Source organism: Enterococcus sp. C63 (genome assembly GCF_040887215.1).
Taxonomy (GTDB): Bacteria; Bacillota; Bacilli; order Lactobacillales; family Enterococcaceae; genus Enterococcus_B; species Enterococcus_B hirae.
Genome location: NZ_JBFOFI010000003.1, coordinates 182755 through 204698, shown reverse-complemented (window position 1 = coordinate 204698; position 21944 = coordinate 182755). Strand labels below are relative to the sequence as shown.

Annotated in this window: 16 protein-coding genes; 12 read left to right on the top strand and 4 right to left on the bottom strand. The window is 37.5% G+C overall.

The features are described from left to right. The first annotated feature begins 111 nt into the window (after window positions 1-111). Window positions 112-2265, top strand: a complete 2154-nt coding sequence (locus AB3H90_RS06285) for a hypothetical protein (protein WP_368016407.1) — start codon at window positions 112-114, stop codon at window positions 2263-2265. An 89-nt stretch (window positions 2266-2354) separates the two neighbouring features. On the opposite strand, the gene AB3H90_RS06280 is transcribed toward AB3H90_RS06285, so the two are convergent. After that, window positions 2355-4700 carry a transglycosylase domain-containing protein gene (locus AB3H90_RS06280; protein ID WP_368016406.1) on the bottom strand — a complete coding sequence of 782 codons (2346 nt, stop codon included), beginning with the start codon at window positions 4698-4700 and terminating at the stop codon, window positions 2355-2357. 292 nt (window positions 4701-4992) lie between these two features. Here AB3H90_RS06280 and AB3H90_RS06275 point away from each other — a divergent pair, with 292 nt between their 5' ends. Further along, on the top strand, window positions 4993-5892 hold the full coding sequence (locus tag AB3H90_RS06275; protein WP_081128037.1) for a deoxyribonuclease IV: 900 nt from the start codon (window positions 4993-4995) through the stop codon (window positions 5890-5892). A 257-nt stretch (window positions 5893-6149) separates the two neighbouring features. Here the strand turns inward: AB3H90_RS06275 and AB3H90_RS06270 are convergent, their stop codons facing one another. Beyond that, complete coding sequence (locus AB3H90_RS06270) at window positions 6150-7727, bottom strand: Nramp family divalent metal transporter (protein WP_010718543.1); 1578 nt, start codon at window positions 7725-7727, stop codon at window positions 6150-6152. Between the two features lie 238 nt (window positions 7728-7965). Between AB3H90_RS06270 and AB3H90_RS06265 the strand changes: the two genes are divergently transcribed. The 3 genes from AB3H90_RS06265 (at window position 7966) to AB3H90_RS06255 (ending at window position 11893) form a co-directional block, all read left to right on the top strand. Then, the gene (locus AB3H90_RS06265; protein ID WP_010718542.1) at window positions 7966-8190 is read left to right on the top strand and encodes a YneF family protein; all 225 of its coding nucleotides are present in this window, start codon (window positions 7966-7968) and stop codon (window positions 8188-8190) included. A gap of 174 nt (window positions 8191-8364) precedes the next feature. Continuing rightward, window positions 8365-10125 carry an ABC transporter ATP-binding protein gene (locus AB3H90_RS06260; protein WP_034700948.1) on the top strand — a complete coding sequence of 587 codons (1761 nt, stop codon included), beginning with the start codon at window positions 8365-8367 and terminating at the stop codon, window positions 10123-10125. Further along, complete coding sequence (locus tag AB3H90_RS06255) at window positions 10115-11893, top strand: ABC transporter ATP-binding protein (protein WP_368016405.1); 1779 nt, start codon at window positions 10115-10117, stop codon at window positions 11891-11893. The genes AB3H90_RS06260 and AB3H90_RS06255 overlap by 11 nt, the downstream gene beginning before the upstream one ends. A gap of 580 nt (window positions 11894-12473) precedes the next feature. On the opposite strand, the gene AB3H90_RS06250 is transcribed toward AB3H90_RS06255, so the two are convergent. Further along, the gene (locus tag AB3H90_RS06250) at window positions 12474-13364 is read right to left on the bottom strand and encodes a MurR/RpiR family transcriptional regulator (protein ID WP_368016404.1); all 891 of its coding nucleotides are present in this window, start codon (window positions 13362-13364) and stop codon (window positions 12474-12476) included. Window positions 13365-13584: 220 nt separating this feature from the next. Here AB3H90_RS06250 and AB3H90_RS06245 point away from each other — a divergent pair, with 220 nt between their 5' ends. From AB3H90_RS06245 to AB3H90_RS06220, 6 genes are all read left to right on the top strand, one after another. Then, window positions 13585-14979, top strand: coding sequence for a 6-phospho-beta-glucosidase (locus AB3H90_RS06245; RefSeq protein ID WP_368016403.1), 1395 nt, complete (start codon window positions 13585-13587; stop codon window positions 14977-14979). Between the two features lie 13 nt (window positions 14980-14992). Further along, entirely contained in the window at window positions 14993-16426 is a 1434-nt protein-coding gene (locus AB3H90_RS06240; protein WP_368016402.1) for a 6-phospho-beta-glucosidase, read from the top strand. Between the two features lie 146 nt (window positions 16427-16572). After that, window positions 16573-17502 (top strand): thioredoxin-disulfide reductase, encoded by a 930-nt coding sequence (gene trxB, locus AB3H90_RS06235; RefSeq protein WP_081128033.1) that lies wholly within the window; start codon window positions 16573-16575, stop codon window positions 17500-17502. Window positions 17503-17756: 254 nt separating this feature from the next. Further along, a complete protein-coding gene (locus AB3H90_RS06230; RefSeq protein WP_368016401.1) occupies window positions 17757-17930 on the top strand; it encodes a hypothetical protein in 174 nt (57 codons plus the stop codon). Between the two features lie 300 nt (window positions 17931-18230). Beyond that, window positions 18231-19958, top strand: a complete 1728-nt coding sequence (locus AB3H90_RS06225; RefSeq protein ID WP_368016400.1) for a phospho-sugar mutase — start codon at window positions 18231-18233, stop codon at window positions 19956-19958. Between the two features lie 14 nt (window positions 19959-19972). Continuing rightward, on the top strand, window positions 19973-20320 hold the full coding sequence (locus tag AB3H90_RS06220; RefSeq protein ID WP_368016468.1) for an ArsR/SmtB family transcription factor: 348 nt from the start codon (window positions 19973-19975) through the stop codon (window positions 20318-20320). Window positions 20321-20470: 150 nt separating this feature from the next. On the opposite strand, the gene AB3H90_RS06215 is transcribed toward AB3H90_RS06220, so the two are convergent. Then, window positions 20471-21328, bottom strand: coding sequence for a pyruvate, water dikinase regulatory protein (locus AB3H90_RS06215; protein WP_010718532.1), 858 nt, complete (start codon window positions 21326-21328; stop codon window positions 20471-20473). A 92-nt stretch (window positions 21329-21420) separates the two neighbouring features. Between AB3H90_RS06215 and AB3H90_RS06210 the strand changes: the two genes are divergently transcribed. After that, window positions 21421-21849, top strand: coding sequence for a Fur family transcriptional regulator (locus AB3H90_RS06210; RefSeq protein WP_010718531.1), 429 nt, complete (start codon window positions 21421-21423; stop codon window positions 21847-21849). The last annotated feature ends 95 nt before the right edge of the window (window positions 21850-21944 follow it).

The following is a 21944-nucleotide window of genomic DNA, read 5'->3' as shown; positions in this document are numbered from 1 at the left end:
CAACTATTTATTTTTTTGTAAAAACTTGGACAAATTTTAGCTTTTTATTCCGTATAATGAAATGGAATCTCTATCAGAAGAGAAAATCTAAATTGTAAGGAGAAGTTATAAATGTCAGATATTTATTTTGTGAAACTGCTTCCTGATGTTTACGATGAGTTAAAAACTTCAAAGTACAAAGAAATAACATTAGAAAATTTAAATAGGACATATCTTGCATTGGAAAGAAATAGGAGAAATTGGTATATTCCTATTAAATCTTTTACAGAGAAAATTTTTACAGAGTTTGTATATCCATTGCCAGTAATGGAAGAGAAGTACAAGAACAATCGTCGCTGTACTCCAGGTTTTGTTTTTAATCATTCCTTGTATCTTGATTCTTCACTGGTAATAGTAACTAAGGATCCGGGAATGGAATTATATCGTCCGTTTATAGAAGAAAATAAAGAAAAGATCATAGAAAAATTTTATTATTTTGTAAGTATGGCACATCATATTAATGAACGTGGTAATAAGTTGGTTAACTCAATTGACTTATTTCCAGAAGGAGTTGAATATATACTAACTCTTAGGTTTAATGAGGGAATAGACGATAAAAGTATACAAAGCTTGAATAAACGGGGGGATAGGGAAGGGATTGAAACGTATCGAAAAAAACAACTTTCAACTTTTCTAGAAGAGGATAATTTTATTAAGTTTTTATCTGTTACAGCGCATCTTCCTTGGCAACATTCAAAAATAACCCAAAACCTGATCGCCCAAAAACCAGAGGTCCAATTGGCTCTCGAGGCTCAGGAATGGAAGAAACTAGGAAAAAAATTAAAACTGGGTCCAGACGCACTTTATAGAGACCATATAGAAGTACGTTTCGACAAAGAAACAAAAAGTAAACTAACAGCCTCTTTTCTAGTACAGGTTTTCGATGTTAGTGAATTAGCGGAAAAGCAAGAAATACCCAGACCAGCATACTATGTAGGGAATCAAACAGTTGATTCATTTCTCTACCAAATTTTGTTCCAAAGTATTAACCAATTTAAAAATATGCCAATCGAGATTCAGTCAGGAATGAATGATAAACAAACATTGAGTAACTTTATGCGTTCAGCCATACATAAGACAAGAGTGACTAGTACCGATCATCCAGACCAATTAGAATATTTTAAATCAGAAGCGATTGGTTATATCTTAGCAAAACATATAGGTTTACATACGGAGAGTTATTCTTTTGAATATCTTTCTACTTTGAAAAAAAGTGAATTGTCTGACAGTAAAATCGATGCTATTTTAGTTAGCATTAGTAGGAAAGCAAGTCAAATATATGGACGGTTTAGAGACAATTTTAACGATATTTTGAAAAAAAGCATGGAAAATGATACAGTCTTCCAATTTCAAAACAATCAATCTATTGAGTTATTAGATCCTGTCAACAAAAGGAGAAAAGGACGTGAAGCTTCAAATGAACGTAATCAAAAAAGGGTTGACAGCATACGTTTGGAAGAAGAGAAACAAAAACAGCATGACCCACAAGTATGGATAGAAGTACAAACTAACAGTAGCGAAAGAACCAATTGGAATAAAGATGAAAGTAAAATGCAAAGTCCTGAAGAGCCAAATAGAGAAAACAATAGCGATTATTGTAGGGAAATCGAAAGTAAGCAAGTGATGACTGTCAAAGAAGGGGATAACCGGCAATCAGGTGACTTTAAAGGAAAAGACAAAGATGATGCAAGCCTACCTTTAGAAAAAGCTGAGCCCTCGATGAATATCAATGGAAATGACCAACAGTCAGATAACCTAAAGAAATCAAGTGAAACGAACCCGCTGTGGTTTGAAATTGGGGTATGGGAACCAGTCATACATGAAAAAGAAAAAAGCAAACCTGCTACCAATGATCTAAATAGTTTTAACCCTAGCACCTTTAAAAGCTTGACTGCTCCTAAATTCAAAGAAGGAACCAGCCTATATTTAGAAAAAGCTGAGCCCTCGATGAATATCAATGGAAATGACCAACAGTCAGATAACCTAAAGAAATCAAGTGAAACGAACCCGCTGTGGTTTGAAATTGGGGTATGGGAACCAGTCACATATGAAAAAGAAAAAAGCAAACCTGCTACCAATGATCTAAATCATTCTAAATATTCACCGACTACAGATAAAAATACTCATCAACAGCAAACAGTGGATCAAAAAAGGAATAAAGCAATGAACTTAGTCAAACAGCAAGAAAAAAAGCGTATGGGCGCTACTGAAAAATTAACAAGATAAAAACAGTCGCCATAATTGGCGACTGTTTTTTAGGTCCTTTGTCAAATAATGTTGGTGCGTTTCATCAATATTATTTGACAAAGTCTGAGTTATTCTTTTTCTTTATCATTTTCTTTTTTTGCTGGATGTTCTCGAGCAAAGGATGAAGCAGTTCCCCAATAGTTTTTATAGTTTTCATCCGTTCCACCGACACCAAACTTGAATGTTGATTTTTTTGGACCATTTTTTGCCCAAAGCGATTCAACTGTCTGACTTGGCGTTTCGATGGTTTTCTTATCAACAGTAACTTTACCAGGAAGTTGTCCTGTAAAGGATGCTACTTTTTTCTTGGAGACATCAGAAGATAATTCAAATTTATCCTTTGTCCCGAACATCGCTGGATTTGCTTGGTATACTTGATTAATGAGATTGGCTAAATAGCTAGAAGAACGTAATCGGGCTCTTGAGTCCATTCCAGTGTTGTCATCGTGACCTGCCCAACTACTGATCGTAATAGATGGCGTTGAAACAATCAGCCAAGAATCACGGTAGTCATTTGTTGAACCTGTTTTGCCGATCCAATCCGCTTGTCCCAGTTCATGATTTAAAGCAGTAATATCATCTTTAAAAGGTGTCGTGATTTTCGCAGTGATTACACTACGCATCATATCATTCATAATTGATGCTGTAGCTTCAGAATACACTCTTACAGGTTTTTCCTCATGTTTGTAAATGGCTTTTCCTGAGTTATCAGTAATTGAATCAATCAAATAACCTTCTTGATAGACCCCGCCATTAGCTAAAGCTTGGAAGCCATTGGTTTGTTCCAAAGTCGTTACATCAACGGTTCCCAAAGGTGCAGACTCAACGCCCCAATTATCGTTGGTTGGATAATTCATTTTTGCCAAGTAATTTTCATAAGCATATTGTTTAGAACCACCATTTTCTAAAACATCCTGATATAAATGATAGGCAGGGATATTGTTAGACCATTCCAAAGACTCTCGAATCGTTTGGAAGGTATTAGAACCTTCATTCGTTGCATTGACGATTTTTTCTCCTGCGTTACTTCCTTCTTGCCAGGTAGTTGCGTAATCAGAAACACGTGATTCTGATCCTACGAGCCCCATATCGATGGCTGGACCATACACGAGTACTGGTTTAATCGAAGACCCAGCTTGTCTTTGGGTGTCAAAAGCATGATTATTTTGGTTTTGTAGATAATTTCTACCACCAACAAAACCATAGATACGACCAGTTTTATTATCCATCAAGACATTTCCTGTCTCAACTTGTGTGGCTTTGCCATCGTCTAATAGATGACCATAACTTTTTGCTGCTTCTTGCATTGCCGCATAAACATTTTTATCGATCGTTGAATGGATCGTATAACCTTTGTTTTGGATCGTTTGTTGTGCTTTTTGATAGTAGGCATCATAGACTGAACTATCAGATAAATCTGCATCATCTTTTTCAGCTAATTGTTTAGTGATGATCTCTGTGGCTTCACCCATAACGGTATAATATAGAAACTCACGATCACTTTGTTCAGCAATCTGTTGTGGTAAGAAATCTTTCGTGAGATCATAAGCTTTCGCTTCTTCATATTGCTGTTTTGTGATTTTATTTTCACGATACATGCTGAATAGAACCACATCTTTTCGATTCAATCCTGCTGAAAGGTCTTCTTTTAAACTCCCAGTATTTGTGTAAGGACTATAAGTGATCGGACTTTGTGGCAAGCCTGCGATAAAGGCAGCTTGTGGTAAGTTGACATCTTTGGCATTAACACCAAAGATTCCTTTCGCTGCTTCTTGTACACCAGCGATATTTTGTCCTTTATTGTTTCGACCAAATGGAGAAACATTTAGATACATAGAAATAATTTCATTTTTGGAAAAGTGTTTCTCGACTTGTGCCGCTAATAAAATTTCATTTGCTTTTCGCTTGAATGTTGTTTCATCAGTCAAGATTTGTTGTTTGACTAACTGTTGAGTCAACGTGGAACCACCGGAAGAACCGATACCAGTTGCTTCAGAAAATAAAGCACGCAAAACAGCTTTTGGTACATAGCCGTTATGTCGCTCAAAATACTCATCTTCAGTACTAATGATTGCAGTTTTCAATAAAGGCGAAATTTGATCTGAAGGAACGGCTGTCCGCATTAAATCAGTTTGGATCTTTGATATTTCAGAATTGTCAGCATAAACAAGTTTAGATGTTTCTGTAATGTTGCCAAGCTCTGATTGCAGGGTTGCTTTGGATGGTATTTCGGTATCTTCAACAAGATAGGCAAAATAACCAGATCCGATACCAACACCAAGGGCTGCCAGTAGCAGAAGAAGGACGACGATAAAAGTAGTCAGTGATTGGAAGACACCAAAAGCGATGTTTAATCCCAACCATTTTTGCTTTTTCCTTCGATGTTGCTTTTTCCGAGTATCTTTACGTGGCAAAAGGGTTCACCTCAACTAATAGTTTTATTTCGCTAATTATAGCAAATAATGGAACAAAAAAACAGATATGGTGATTTTTATAAGGATTATTTCAACTTTCTTTTTCTGAATGATAGAGTGAACGAGAAACTTAAAGCACTAGACCGGTTTTCGAGTCGTAAACTTTCCTTTCCCTATATGTTCAGTTAAAATAGAAAAAGATTAGCTTATTTAGAGTGATTATCAATGAATGTAATATGGCTTGATAAGGATTTCGATCATTGATTCACTTTTCATGGAGAGGAAGAATTTTATGTTATTAGGGTCACACGTAAGCATGAGTGGGAAAAAAATGCTATTAGGGGCAGCAGAAGAAGCTGCAAGTTACGGTGCTTCAACCTTTATGATTTATACTGGAGCACCGCAAAATACTAGACGTAAAGCAATTGAAGACATGAATATCGAAGCGGGGAAAGCGTATATGAAGGAACATGGATTATCTGATATAGTGGTTCATGCACCTTATATTATTAATTTGGGAAATACGATTAAACCGGAGATGTTTCCTTTTGCGGTTCAATTTTTAAGAGAAGAGATCGTCCGAGCGGAGGCTTTAGGAGCAACCCAGATCACTTTACATCCAGGTGCCCATGTCGGTGCAGGTGCCGCAGCAGGTATTGCCAAAATCATTGAAGGGTTGAATGAAGTTTTGACGAAAGAACAGACTGCACAAATTGCTTTAGAGACAATGGCTGGTAAAGGGACGGAAGTCGGTCGGACATTTGAAGAATTAGCGCAGATCATTGATGGCGTGACTTTGAATGAAAAACTGTCTGTGACATTTGATACTTGTCATACGAACGATGCAGGCTATGACGTGTGTCATGATTTTTCAGGTGTCATGACAGAATTTGATAAAGTAATCGGCTTGGATCGATTGAAAGTGTTACACATCAATGACTCGAAGAATCCTCAAGGGTCACATAAGGATCGTCATGCCAATATTGGTTTCGGTACGATCGGTTTTGATGCACTGAAAGAAATCGTACATGAACCGATGTTTTCAGATATTGCCAAAATCTTAGAAACCCCTTATGTAGGGAAAGAGAAAAAAACGGCCTATGCACCATATGGAAAAGAAATTGCTATGTTAAAAGAAAAACACTTTGATCCAGAAGCTTTCCCAGAATTATTAGCAGCAGTGAATGAATAAACAAATGAAACCTTAAAGTTTTGATTGTAGGATTTGTGCAAAATCTACTGATATTAGTAGAAAAAAACGTGATTTATCTACTTCACGAAGACATTTCAACAAATGGACATAAAAGTTGTTGAATGTAGTTATACGAATTAAAATAAGCCGAAGAATTTCCCTGAGTAACTATTTCGGGATTCTTTGGCTTATTTTTTAAAATCAGACACATCTGTCTCATCTTTTTTAGTCACATCAATAGAAGCAGGTACTTTTTATTAGTTATTTTCTTGAACGGTTAGTTGTTGCAAACGTTCTGCGTATCTTTTGTTCCCTTTATACAAGTCGACGATCGTCCAACACAATAAGGCTAAGACAGCAAAGATAATCAAGTAGGCCACATTGTCTGCCCACATCAATTCATTGGTAGTTGCTTGATCACCAAAGAAACTTTCGATTTGTCCAGGCAACCCTCGTAAATTCAAGAATGTCAGACTGATTACGGAGATCCAGCCTAAAGATTTAACGAATAGATTATTTTTAAATTGTTTCCCCATCTCTACTTCACTATTTGTCATCATCAATAATGGAATCATTGAAAAAGGAAGCGCAAATGCAAGGAATACTTGAGATTCGTTCATCAAATGATTCAAAGCAGTATGTTCTTCGATCGTTCCTTTCGTGCTAGTAAAGAGGACACAGAGTAAAACAGGGATGACAGACAAGAGACGTGTGACCAAACGACGTAACCAAATCGGCATACGCATGTGGATAAAGCCTTCCATGATCACTTGTCCTGTCAGTGTTCCAGTAATCGTAGAATTTTGTCCAGAAGCTAAAAGGGCAACAGCAAATAATGTAGATAAAATGCCAGATTTTGCTACAGTGGTCAATACATCATTGCTCATAACAGAAGGATTAGACAATGCTTCGTAAAGCCCAAAAAATGATGGGTCTTGCACAGAACCATTTTTAAATACTGCAACGCCCATGATCAAAAGTAAAGCATTGACTAAAAAAGCCATAGTTAATTGAATATTAGAATCCCAAGTTGTAAAACGAACAGCTCGAGCGATATCGGTTGGGTCTTTCCGATCGATTTCTCTCGTTTGTGAGACTGCAGAATGGAGATACAAATTATGAGGCATGACAGTTGCGCCAATGATTCCTAATGCACCTGTCAATGGTGTTTCACCACCAATCATCGGTGAATCAGCAAACGTTTTGCTATTAGGAACAAAGCCAGCAAATAAATGTTTCCAGTCGGGATTTGACAAAGCCACTTGGTAGACAAAAACGAATAAAATGACAAAGATCAAACAAACGACGATCGCTTCAATTTTACGAAAGCCAATCTTAGTTAACATCAATAAAACAAAAACATCAAAAACAGTAATAAATACGGCAATTACTAATGGAATATCAAAAAGTAAATAAAGGGCAATGGCGGCCCCAATTACTTCTGCAATATCGGTTGCCATGATTGCCAATTCAGTTAACACCCACAAAATCACACCAAGTGTTTTACTTGTACGGGCTCGGATGGCTTGGGCTAAATCCATTTGACTAACGATGCCTAGTTTTGCTGCCATATATTGCAAGAGCATAGCGACTAAGCTGGATAAAAGAATGACTGACATCAGTAAATATTGAAAGTTTTGACCTCCTGTAATAGAAGTCGACCAGTTTCCTGGGTCCATATAACCTACCGCAACGAGTGCGCCAGGACCTGAATAAGCTAATAATGTTTTAAAAAAACTTTTCCCTTTAGGAACTTTGACTGTTCCGTTCACTTCAGCTAAAGATAAGCCGTTGGTGTGTTCAATCAATTTTTGTTTATGGAATTGATTACTCAAAAAAATCACCTCTCATTTTCTTCACGACACCATTCTACACCTGCATCAAAAAAATTGAAAGCAATTTATTCGGTTTGCCTAAAAAAAATATATGGTCAAGCTTCTATTTGGCGAAGTTATAGGAAAGCAGTAAAATAAACTTTTTAGCCAAAACTAAAGAAAACGCCTTTCTTTTTTGGGAAAACTTTAGTAAAATAAGTCATTGAGAGCAATTCGGAAATAGAAAGGAGAGATTTATATGGTAAAAACAGGAATAGTCGTACTTATCGCAGTTATTGCTTTATTAATCGGCGCAATCGGTGGATTCTTTTTTGCGCGTAAATATATGAAAGATTATTTAGAAAAAAATCCTCCCGTTAATGAGGACATGTTACGATCAATGATGATGTCAATGGGGCAAAAACCATCTGAAAAGAAAATTCGTCAGATGATGCAACAAATGAAAAACCAAGGGAAAAAATAGGGTTTTCATTGGACAAATCATAGCGGGCTGATTGATTTCAGCTCGCTTTTTTTGTTAGATGGATTTATGGAAGCGATTAAAAACAAGGTTGTGTAGTTAGTGAGAAAAATGAGTGACACTGACTAAATTTTTAAGAGAAAAAGAGGTTGATGGGAGTTAAAAAGGAGGAAAAATATGTCTATTTTTAGGAAGTTGGGTTGGTTTTTTAAACAAGAAAAGAAGCACTATGTGATCGGCGTTTTTTCTTTATTATGTGTTGCCTTGGTTCAGTTAGTTCCGCCTAAAGTAATCGGGATCATCATCGATGAGATTGCAGATAAGAATCTCTCCATGCGATTTATCGTCTTTTGGATCGCTGTATTAATCGGATCTGCCATTTTACAGTATCTCTTTCGTTTCATTTGGCGGGTGAATATTTGGGGAAGTGCAGCGAGGTTAGAGAAGGAATTACGTCAGCGTTTGTTTATCCATTTCACTCGTATGGATAGTATGTTTTACCAAAAATATCGTACAGGTGACTTAATGGCACATGCGACCAATGATTTAAATGCGATTCAAAATGTGGCAGGAGCAGGCATCTTGACATTTGCTGATTCGGTCATTACCGGTGGAACCACAATCATTGCCATGATCCTTTTCATTGACTGGCGCTTGACTTTACTTGCTCTGATCCCTTTGCCGCTATTAGCTGTTACTTCAAGGATATTAGGATCAAAACTACATGATGCTTTTCGAGAATCACAAGAAGCTTTTTCCAGTATCAACGACAAAACGCAAGAAAGTATTACTGGGATTAAAGTAATCAAAACTTTTGGGCAAGAGCAGGAAGATCTGGCAGATTTTCAAGAAAAAATCGAACAGGCAATCACCAAGAATAAACGTGTCAACTTTTTAGATGCTTTGTTTGATCCGTTTATCACGCTGATCATTGGGTTATCTTATGTTTTAACGATCATCTTGGGTGGTAAATATGTGCTAGATGGCACGATCACGATTGGACAAATGGTTTCCTTCATCAGTTACATTGGAATGTTGGTTTGGCCGATGTTTGCTATTGGTCGGTTGTTCAATGTTCTGGAAAGAGGAAATGCTTCTTATGACCGAGTGAATGAACTCTTACATGAGAAGACCCATATCGTCGAACAACTTGGTGCAGTGAAGACACCCGCAAAAGGAGAATTAAATGTAGAGATCGCGCAATTCCATTATCCCAAAGAAGAATTACCCGCCTTGGAACAAATCAAGTTTGCAATTAAAGAAGGGGATACATTAGGAATTGTTGGTAAAACTGGTGCTGGAAAAACCACGATCATGAAGTTGCTGATGCGTGAATATGATGACTATCAAGGACAAATCAAATTTGGTGGTCGTTCGATCAAAGAATATTCCTTAGATGCTCTTTTACATTCTATTGGCTATGTACCACAAGATCATTTTTTGTTTTCAATGACGATTCGTGAGAATATCCGTTTTTCTGATCCTAAGTTATCTAACGAAGAAGTGGAAGCTGCTGCTTCGTTAGCATCAATCAACCAAGAGATCAAAGAATTACCGAAGGGGTATGAAACATTAGTTGGTGAGCGGGGTGTTTCCTTATCTGGTGGACAAAAACAGCGGATCTCGATTGCCAGAGCATTGATCCAAAATCCAGAGTTATTGATCCTTGACGATGCGTTGTCGGCAGTGGATGCTAAAACAGAAGAAAGAATTTTGCGAAATTTAAAAGAAATTCGTCAAAGTAAAACCACGATCATTGCCGCTCATCGACTAAGCAGTGTGATGCATGCTGATGAAATCATCGTCATTGACAAAGGACAGATCGTTGAACGTGGCCGTCACGCCGAGCTATTGGCTTTAGGTGGTTGGTACAAACAAATGTGGGAAAAACAACAGTTAGAAGCCAAAATTGAAAGGGGAGAAAATGATGGAAGATAACTATCAATCCGAATGGTCAAAATCCATTCCATTGCGAGAGCAAAAGCAAATCATTAAACGCTTGTTGCATTTTGCTAAACCCTTTAAAGCGACTTTCATCATTGCCATCCTGTTTGCTTTGGGATTGTCAGTAATCAATGTCCTATTACCTCGAATCATTCAAACCTTTATGGATGAATATTTAGCCAAACAATCTGCTACGACACAAGTGATTTTATTTTTTGCAGGCTTGTATTTATTTGGGGTCATCGTCAAAAGTATCATCTGGTTTTTCCAATGGTATTTGTATTCCAATGCTTCGCTTAAAACCTATCAATATATCCGTATAAAATTATTTGAAAAATTGCATACATTGGGAATGAGATATTTTGACCAGACACCAGCCGGCTCGACCGTCTCAAGAGTCACGAATGACACCGAAACGCTTTCTGAATTTTGGTATGTTTTTCTGATGGTATTGACAGGCATTTTCGCAGTAGTTTCCTCCTTTATTGCAATGTTTCAAATCAACGGACGCATTGCTTTATGGCTGTTGCTTTTTTTACCTGTTCTAGGAGTCGTGATCTGGTATTATCAAAAATTTAGTTCTCGGATTTATCGTAATATGCGAGAAAAGTTAAGTCAGTTGAATACTAAATTAAATGAATCCATTTCAGGGATGCGGATCATCCAGCAATTCCGGCAGGAAAAACGGTTAGCAAACGAATTTGAAGCGGTCAATACGGATTATCTCAATACACGATACGCTATGATCAAAACCAATTCGCTGTTATTGAGCCCGATTATCAGCTTTTTATATGCATTAGCCATTGCTTGGGCACTGACACTTTTTGGCTTAGATGCCTTAAAATCACCAGTGGAAGTTGGGCTGATCTATGCTTTCACCACATATGTCCAAGGGTTCTTCAATCCGATGTCTCAAATGATGGATTTCTTAAGTATATTCACTGACGGGATCGTCGCTGGTAGCAGAATCTTAAAAATCATGGACACAGAAGAATACGCACCACAGCAACATGAAGGAGCAAACAAAACCATCACTGAGGGGAAAATTGAATTTCGTAATGTTAGCTTTTCCTATGATGGAAAAAATAAAGTACTGAACAACATTTCTTTTGTTGCCAATCCTGGTGAAACTGTCGCATTAGTCGGTCATACTGGCAGTGGGAAAAGTTCGATCATCAATGTCTTGATGCGTTTTTATGAATTTTATGAAGGGCAGATTTTAATTGACGGGTGTGATATTCGGGAATATCCGATTGCTGAACTTCGTAAAAAAATGGGGTTAGTTCTCCAAGATGCTTTTCTATTCTATGGGGATATTGCAGGAAATATACGTATGATGGATCCAGCGATCACAGATGAACAGATACGTGCAGCGGCAGAATTTGTCCAAGCAGATCGCTTTATTAATGAATTACCAAATGGGTATCATTCAAAAGTGATTGAGCGAGGCGCAAGTTATTCTAGTGGACAACGACAATTGATCACATTCGCACGAACCATTGTTACTGATCCTAAAATCTTGGTTTTAGATGAAGCAACTGCCAATATTGATACCGAGACAGAAGGATTGATCCAAGAAGGATTAGCAAAGATGCGTCAAGGAAGAACCACTATTGCGATTGCGCACCGCTTGTCAACGATCAAAGATGCGGAACTCATTCTTGTCTTGGATAAAGGAAAAATCGTTGAACAAGGAACCCACCAGGAGTTGCTAGTAAAAGAAGGACTGTATGCTGATATGTATAAACTTCAAAGTGAATAGTTGTTCCAAATAGAAGTAATCAGACAGAGAAAAAGAGGAAATCATCTTCTTTTTCTCTGTTTTTTTAATAAAGACAATTTTATTGAGTATCAGAAGTAGAGTACCTTGAACAATAGCGTTTGAAATAAACAAACAGATATAAAATAACTATTTAGTGATCATTTCTTAGCGGAGACATTTTATCGTCTGTCAGAACTTAATGAAAAACAAAAAGCAGTTTTGGTAGACTTAATGGCCAACAAGATTGATGATTCAAAAGTATCCGTAGAAGAGCTCAAAAAAGTAGTGGCTGCCAAAATGGAACAACTCTCATCAATTGAATCAAAACAAAGAAACAAAGAGAGTGAGGGGGGGAGCAAGTTTTAGTCAGGCAAGAGAACGTAGACTAATAGGCGCTACTGAGCCTAGTCCAACTGCTAACAACTACGAAAAACAACATGAAATTTAAGCAAATAAAACCTAAAAAATATCCATGTTGTCATGGTAAATTTTTTAGGTTTTTCTTTTTGGACACGACTAACTTAACAAGCTAGATGGTGAAAAGAGAAAATGCATAAGAAGCTGAAAAGTGTGAGATAATTTATTCCTTAATTGTAGGAGGCTCTTCCATAATAGAGGAGCTGATTGGGCGATCGTCTACTTTTTGTCCGATTTTGATTAAATGGTTGAGGTTTTTTTGATATTCCTCTGCAAAGATACAGCTGTATAGTACGTCTAGTAAGTAACAAATTGAAGTATTGATCGTAAAATTACTGATTTTGGAATACAATCGTTCTCTGGTAGTGATACGAAGGATTGCTGAGCTGAAAGTAGAAAGAGTGGAATCACCAATACTCGTCAATGTTAAAATCGGCACATTGATTTCTTGCAAAATCTTGGCTGTTCGTAACATCATTTTATTTTCGCCGGTATAAGAAATTAAGATGGCACAAGTATCAGGCGTACAGTTGTAGGCTTCATAGTAGGATTCGCCTGAAGTCGTCACAATCGTTACGTCTCGTTTGATTCGCTTCATTTTCAACATAAAAGCCTGCGAGATCAAAGTATTCGAATTACTAGAAAAAAGGACGATTTTTTTTGCTTTCAATAAAAGCTGTTTTGCTCGTTGTAGGTCATCGTGGTGAAGCAATGAGAGTGTGTCTTCAATCGTCATTCGTTCCAGTGCAGCGACTTTGTTCGCAATAGACATGATTCCATCGTTTTCTAGAAAGGGGAGGTTGGCATCAACTTCTTGAAAATTTCCTTCCAAATACTCGTTTTCCGCCAAAAAAGCTTCCTTAAAGTGGACCCAACCGTTGAACCCAGCCTTTTTGGCAATCCGAATCAACGTAGAAGGATGGACATAACATGCCTTCGCAATTTGTTGAATTGTTGCTTCTTTGAGTTGATGTTCATGGCTTTGAATATAATGGATCACTTGTGTTTCTGCGGGAGAAAAAGCAATTTTTTTTAGTTTTTCTTTTAATAGCATGACGATCCTCTTTTACATGTTTTTAATTTTTTGTGTAAAAATATTGTAAGCGCTATTTGTTGATTCGTCAATCGTTCGTTGTTCATATACAAGATTTTTACAAAATAATCGGCTATATAATGAATTTTTGTAAATGGAAATGCAAAAGAATAAAGTTAACTTGTTGTTTTCGTTTACAAAAAACATAATATAGTTGTAAAAACAAAAAAGGAGGAAGCTCATGGAACAAAAAGTGAAGATTGCAACAATTGGTGGCGGAAGTAGCTATACCCCTGAATTGATGGAAGGGTTTATTAAACGATATGAAGAATTACCGATTAAAGAAATCTGGTTAGTGGATGTAGCAGAGGGTCAAGAAAAATTAAGAATCGTCAGTGAAATGTCTCAACGAATGTGGGATGCTTCGCCTTATGATGTTAAGATCTATGCGACGTTGGATCGAGAAGAAGCACTGCGAGATGCTGATTTTGTAACAAATCAGTTTCGGGTAGATCAATTAGATGCCAGAGTGAAAGATGAACGAATCCCTGCATATTATGGCATGCTTGGACAAGAAACCAATGGAGCTGGCGGGATGTTCAAAGCGTTTCGTACCATTCCGGTCATTCTTTCAATCGTAGAAGATATGAAAAGACTATGTCCCGATGCTTGGCTGATCAATTTTGCCAATCCTAGTGGAATGGTTACAGAAGCTGTCGTTCGCTACGGAAAATGGGAAAAGGTAATTGGGCTTTGTAATGTACCAGTTATGGCAATGATGACAGAGCCAGAAATGCTGGGAGAAACCAAAGAAAACTTGATTTATAAATTTGCTGGACTCAATCACTTTCATTGGCATAAAGTAGCAGATTCACATGGAAACGATCGAACGAATGAGCTAATCGACCGACTTTATGCTGAAAATAATGGCTTACCAAAAAATATATTCGATGTGCCGTTTTTCAAGGAACAATTACAACAAATGCAAATGATTCCTTGTGGCTACCATCGCTATTATTATCGTGAAGAAGAAATGTTGAACCATGCTTTAGAAGAATATCAAACAATTGGTACAAGAGCAGAACAAGTTAAAAAAACGGAAGCAGAATTATTTGAGTTGTATCAGGACCCAGAACTAGACCATAAACCAGAACAGTTACAACAACGTGGGGGTGCTTATTATTCAGATGCTGCCTGTGAAACGATCGCTTCGATCTATGCCAATAAAGAAACCCAAATCGTTGTTTCAACAAAAAATGACGGCGCTGTTCCTGATCTGCCTGCTGATTGTGTCGTGGAAGTCACAGCGTATGTCGGGGCACAAGGGGCACGCAACGTTGCTTTCGGTTCTTTGCCACCAGCTGAACGTGGCTGGCTTCAAGTCATGAAAAATATGGAATTATTGACGATCGAAGCGGCAGTGACGGGTAATTATGGCACAGCGCTTCAAGCATTTACGATTAATCCCTTAGTACGGTCGGGTGAAACAGCGAAACGGATCATGGATGAATTGTTTGTTGCTCACGAAGCGTATTTGCCACAATTTAAGGAAACGATCCACCGCTTAAAAGAAGAGGGGATCGAAGTACAAGATAAAATAGCAAACAACCTGACAAAAACTTATCAAAAACAATAATGGAGGAAGTAGGATGGCATTTAGGAAAGACTTTTTATGGGGTGGCGCAACGGCTGCCAATCAATGTGAAGGAGGCTACGCTGAAGGTGGACGTGGTTTAGCTAATGTTGATGTTGTTCCGATTGGTAAAGATCGTTTTTCAGTGATCACTGAGAAACAAAAAATGTTTGACTTTGATGAGGAACATTTTTATCCAGCAAAAACAGCCATTGATATGTACCATCGTTACAAAGAGGATATTGCACTTTTTGCGGAAATGGGATTTAAAACCTATCGCTTATCCATTGGGTGGAGTCGTATTTTTCCAAAAGGTGATGAAAAGGAACCAAATGAAGAAGGGTTGAAGTTCTATGAAGATGTCTTTAAAGAATGTCAAAAATATGGAATCGAACCGTTAGTGACAATCACTCATTTTGATTGTCCGATGCATTTGGTCAAAGAATATGGTGCTTGGCGTTCTCGAAAGTTGATAGAGTTTTATGAAAGACTTTGCCATGTCATTTTTAATCGTTACAAAGGACTAGTGAAATACTGGTTGACCTTCAACGAAATCAATATGATTTTACATGCTCCATTTATGGGCGCTGGATTGTATTTTGAAGAAGGGGACGATGTGGAACAAATCAAATACCAGGCAGCCCATCATGAATTAGTTGCTAGTGCAATCGCTACAAAGATCGCTCATGAAGTGGATCCAGAAAATAAAGTTGGCTGTATGTTAGCAGCCGGCGCAAATTATCCTTACACTTGTAAACCTGAAGATGTCTGGGCTTCAAGAAAGGCGGACCGGGAAAACTATTTCTTTATTGATGTCCAGTCAAGGGGAAGTTATCCAGCCTATGCTTTAAAAGAAATGGCACGTAATGGAATCAAAATCGAGATGGAACCAACTGACTTAGAAATATTAAAAGAACATACCGTTGATTTTATTTCATTCTCCTATTACTCTTCTCGGGTAGCTACTACTGATCCAAAAGTATTAGAGCAAACGGCCGGTAATATTTTTGAATCGGCTAAAAATCCTTATCTTTCAGCCAGTGAATGGGGCTGGCAAATTGATCCATTGGGGTTACGTATCACGATGAATGATCTTTATGATCGTTACCAAAAACCATTGTTCATCGTCGAAAATGGGTTAGGTGCCATTGATACACCAGATGAAAATGGCTATGTAGAAGACGACTATCGGATCGATTATTTAGCACAACATATCCAAGCAATGAAAGATGCGGTTGAGCTCGATGGTGTGGATCTCCTAGGCTACACGACTTGGGGCTGTATCGATCTTGTCTCTGCTGGGACTGGCGAAATGAAGAAACGCTATGGGTTCATCTACGTTGACCGTGACAACGAAGGAAATGGGACATTGGAACGCTCGAAGAAGAAATCGTTCAATTGGTATAAAAAAGTCATTGCAACAAATGGAGAAGATTTAAGTAACGAATAGCGAATCAAATAAAAGTCTATTGTTTTTAAACTGATTTTTCGAGTATAATAAATCTATTCGAGAAAAGAGTAAGCAGAACAATAGACTTTTTTTTCTATAGGCTGTAAAGTAAGCTTACTTGATTTTTATAATGGAGGAATGTACATATGTATGATGTTATCGTGATTGGTGCTGGACCTGCTGGAATGACTGCTGCGTTATATGCGTCACGTTCAAATCTTTCAGTTGCTATGATTGAACAAGGCGCACCTGGTGGACAAATGAATAACACCGCTGAAGTTGAAAATTACCCTGGATTTGATTCTATCATGGGACCTGACCTTGCATATAAAATGTATGAAGGTGTCACTAAATTTGGAACAGAAAATGTCTATGGAATTGTGCAAGACATCAAAGACCATGGAAATTACAAAGAAGTGATCTGTGAAGATCAATCTTATGAAGCCAAAACAGTGATTATCGCAACGGGTTGTATCCATCGTAAGTTAGGTGTTCCTGGAGAAGAAGAATACGCTGGACGAGGTGTTTCCTATTGTGCAGTATGTGACGGTGCTTTTTTCCGAAACAAACGCTTAGTCGTGATCGGCGGTGGCGATTCTGCGGTAGAAGAAGCCATCTACCTAACGCAATTTGCTTCTGAAGTCGTGATCGTTCATCGAAGAGATGAATTACGTGCGCAAAAAATCATCCAAGATCGCGCATTCGCTAACGAAAAGATTTCATTTGTCTGGGACACTGTCACAGATGAAATCGTTGGTAATGACATGGTGGTCACTGGGGTTAAAGCGCATAATGTGAAAACGAATGAAACCATTGATTTAGCAGCAGATGGCGTGTTTATTTACGTAGGATTAGATCCATTGACTGAACCATTTAAAAAAGCTGGTTTAACTAATGCAGCTGGTTGGATTCCAACAGATCAAGACATGCGTACGACTATGCCTGGTGTGTTCGCTATTGGGGATGTTCGTGAAAAAGATTTACGACAAATCACGACAGCAGTCGGCGATGGCGGCATTGCTGGTCAACAAGTTTATAAATATTTAGAAGCATTAGAAGAAACAACACAAGCGTAAAGTGATCAAAAGAGATGAAGCGCTTCTTGAATACTATTCATTTTTATACTACTAAAGAGAGAGTGGGACAATAGTTCTTTCTCAAAAAGAAAATAAGTTCGATTTTGATGTTTATTGTCAAAATCGAACTTATTTTTTCTGTTATGCGCACTTTCCTCTCCATAAGGCATATACGTAGAGGATGCAAAATTGGCTTGAATAGTGCAAAACTAAATCCAAATTTAAAGATCCATTTTTGTTTAGATGGGTTAAATATGAGTGAGGTTTTATCTAAAGACAATTGCAACGGCAAAAAGAAAACATCAACTGAACTTCGCTACGTTTATCGCAATTGGAAGGAATTGAGCGAGAAAGTTATTTTTATGAAAGGAGGACAGAGGGTAAAAGCACCTTGGGAACAGGAACCAGAAGTTTGGCAAGCATACTAGCCGAAGAGTTGGAATAATCTTGGAACTTTGCAAAAGAAAGAAGAGCAAACAAAATAAAAAAAGAAAATTATTTGATATTCTAAAAAATAAAAAAACTCAACCAGATAATCGTAACGGTTCAGTGCAATTTCAAAAACAAGAAAAATCTTGTTTGATATTGTAAGAACAGTAGGAATAATCTTGATCTTGGTGAAAGAAAAGAAGATCCTATCTGCGCTTATTTTTTCTTCTGACTTTTCTATCTAAAAAGAGAATGCTATACTGAAAGAGGTAGATATTTTAGAAAGAGGTGTTCGCTTCATGTCTTGGGAACAAGTATACCAACAATGGGCCAATGAAGAAAATTTAGAAGAAAATTTAAAAAAACAATTAACTGATCTTAGTCAGGACCCTGAAAAGCTGGAAGATGCTTTTTATGCTCCTTTAGAATTTGGAACAGCAGGAATGCGGGGAATTTTAGGTCCTGGGATCAATCGAATGAATATTTATACGGTCAGACAAGCAACAGAAGGGCTGGCACGTTTTATGGATACACAAGGAGAAGAAACAAAACGTCGCGGCGTAGCGATTGCTTATGATTCACGCCATCAATCGCCTGAATTTGCGATGGAAGCAGCGAAGACTTTGGCACAACACGATATTCCTTCTTTTGTCTTTGAGAGTCTACGTCCAACACCTGAGCTTTCTTTCGCTGTTCGTCATTTGAATACGTTTGCGGGAATCATGGTGACAGCTTCTCATAACCCAGCAGCTTACAATGGCTATAAAGTTTATGGAGAAGATGGCGGACAAATGCCACCCGCTGATGCGGATGCATTGACAAAATATGTACGTGAAGTAAGTAATCCTTTAAAAGTCGCTGTTTTAGCTGATGACGAAGTAGAAACTAGTGGATTGATTACGATCATTGGTGAAGAAGTCGATAAAGCATATTTGGAAGAAATCAAAGCAGTCACGATTGATCAAGAATTAGTCCAAACAATGGGGAAAGACTTAAAATTGGTGTTTACACCCCTTCATGGTACAGGAAAAATGCTAGGAGAAAGAGCATTACAACAAGCTGGTTTCGAACAATTTATGCTTGTACCTGAACAAGCTGTAGCTGATCCTGACTTTACAACGGTTCAATCACCAAACCCTGAAGAACATTCAGCATTTGAGTATGCGATTCGTTTAGGTGAAAAAGAAGGCGCTGATCTATTGATTGCAACTGATCCTGATGCGGATCGCTTAGGAGCAGCAGTTCGCCAACCTGATGGCTCTTATAAAGTTTTGACCGGTAATCAAATCGGTGCGTTAATGATTCAATATATTTTAGAAGCACATCAATCACGAGGGATTTTACCTGAAAATGCAGCCGTACTTAAGTCAATCGTATCAAGTGAACTTCCTGCAGCCATCGCTGAAAGCTATGGCGCTACGATGATCAATGTCTTAACAGGCTTTAAATTTATTGCAGAAAAAATCCATCAATTTGAAAAAGATCATTCTCATACATTTATGTTTGGTTTTGAAGAAAGCTATGGTTACTTGGTCAAACCATTTGTACGTGATAAAGATGCAATTCAAGCACTCTTATTGTTAGCCGAAGTGGCTGCTTTTTATAAAAAACAAGGGAAGACACTTTATGACGGCTTACAAATGATTTTTGAAAAATATGGTTATTTTGCTGAAAAAACAATCTCAGTCACGATGAGTGGTCAAGAAGGTTCAGCCAAAATCGCTGCTTTGATGAAGAAATTCCGTGACCATGCCCCATCAGAATTTGCTGGAGCAAAAGTTCTTCAAACAGAAGATTTCAAAGAATTAACGAAAACAGATTCAGCTGGACGAGTGGAAAAATTAACGACACCTCCATCTGACGTATTAAAATATGTATTAGAAGAACATGGTTGGGTAGCGATCCGTCCTTCAGGAACAGAGCCAAAAATCAAATTCTATATCGGTGTAAAAGGCAATTCCGCACAAGAGGCACAAGAAAAGATCGATACCTATGAAGCAATCATCAAATCAATGACAGAAGAATAAAATAATTGAGACTGATGGAAAAAGTGGTAAACTTTAGAAGTCAGTCTTTTTTTATGGAGGTGAATCGGTTGACAGACACACCAAAAAGCGAAATAAAAAAAGTGAGTCAATTATTTAAAGTCTTAAGTGATCCTACCCGATTGAAAATATTGATGTATTTAAAAGATGGAGAACAAAATGTGACGGCCATCAGCCAAGCGGTGGAAATGGAACAATCCGCTGTTTCCCACCAACTACGTTTATTAAGGGAAAACCATGTGGTAAAATCGCATCGTGAAGGCAAAGCAATATTGTATAGTTTAGATGATTTTCACGTGTTGGATATCTTGGAACAAACCTTGAAACATGTGGAACATCAGTAAAATAAGAATGAGGCATTTCTAAGGGAATGTAAATAGATTATACTGAAAAAAAAGCCAGCTGACACGTGTCTGCTGGCTTTTTTTTAACTAGTTATGCGTTTGGTTCTGGTTGTTTGTTATAGTTGCTTACTGGATACAATTATTTGTTCTTTATTTTTCTCCTGAAGTATCCGTGCCATAATAACTGTGGTCCTCTAAATCTAAGGCATTTAGGATCAACGAAGCCGTTTCTTCAATTGAGAGAGAAGCAACATTGATCACAACGCAACCTAATTTTTCATACAAATCATTAGCAAAATCTAATTCTGCTCGTATTTTTTCGATATCAGAATAAGCCGTATCAGGATTTAATCCATAGGAACGCATCCGTTCTTTTCGAATATTATTTAAAATATCGGGATTATTGGTTAAACCAACAATTTTTTTAGGATCGATCTCCCAAAGTTGTTTTGGGATATGGGCTTGAGGAATGAGTGGGAGATTCGCCACTTTTAAGTTTTTATTCGCTAAAAAAAGACTTAACGGTGTCTTTGACGTTCTGGAAACTCCTAGCAACACCACGTCTGCTTCTAAGAAACCTCTTGGATCTTTCCCATCATCGTATTTTACAGCAAATTCCATTGCCTTGATTCGTTTAAAATAATTTTCATTCAATAAATGTAGGGCTCCAGGTTGACGAGTGGGTTGAATTCCTGTTAATCGTTGGATTTCTTCGATCGGTGGGGTCATCACGTCAAAACTAAATAAGTTGTTTTCTTCGCAAAAACTTCGGGTATAATCAATCAGCTCTTGGTTGATCAAGGTATGAAGAACTAACGCTTTTTCTGCTAACGCATCTTGTAAGGCTTGTTCGAGGGTGTCTTGGTCAGTGACAAACGTTCGACGAAATAAATTAAATTCAACTGTAGGATATTGTGCCATGGTTGCCTGTGCGAGTTTTGTTGCTGTTTCACCAGCTGAATCAGAAATGACAAAAAAAGTAACGATCTCAGTAGAATCAAAAGCCATAAATAAAAAACCTCACTTGCATTTTTTTTATCTTTAGTATACCATACTGTGGAATATGTACTTCGTAATCATTTTGATTTGGAGGGGAAGACTTGAAAAACCAAACATTAATCGAACAATCGTTAGAAATTTTGAAAAATAACGGATTTAAATACACGAAAAAGCGAGAAGCATTATTGACTTATTTGGTCAAAAGAAATCGTTATGTGTCAGCAAAAGAAGTATTTGATTTTATGAATGAGGAATTTAAAGGAGTGAGTTATGATACGATTTATCGTAATCTCCATGATTTCTCTGAGTTAGACTTATTAGAAGAAACCGATTTGAATGGCGAAATGAAGTTTCGTTTTCATTGTTGCCAGGGAGAGATCGGTCACCATCATCATTTTATTTGTACCGTTTGTGGGATGACAAAAGAAATCCATATGTGTCCAATGGACTATTTTGAAAATCAATTATCAGGTTGTACGATCGAAGGGCATCGGTTTGAAATTTTCGGTCGATGTGAAAACTGTCAGTAGTTGTTTTATAATAAAATAACATATCATTATTTTAAAAAATCCAAAGATTCCCTTGACGGTCAAATCAGCATTAGATATAATGTTTTATAGAACAG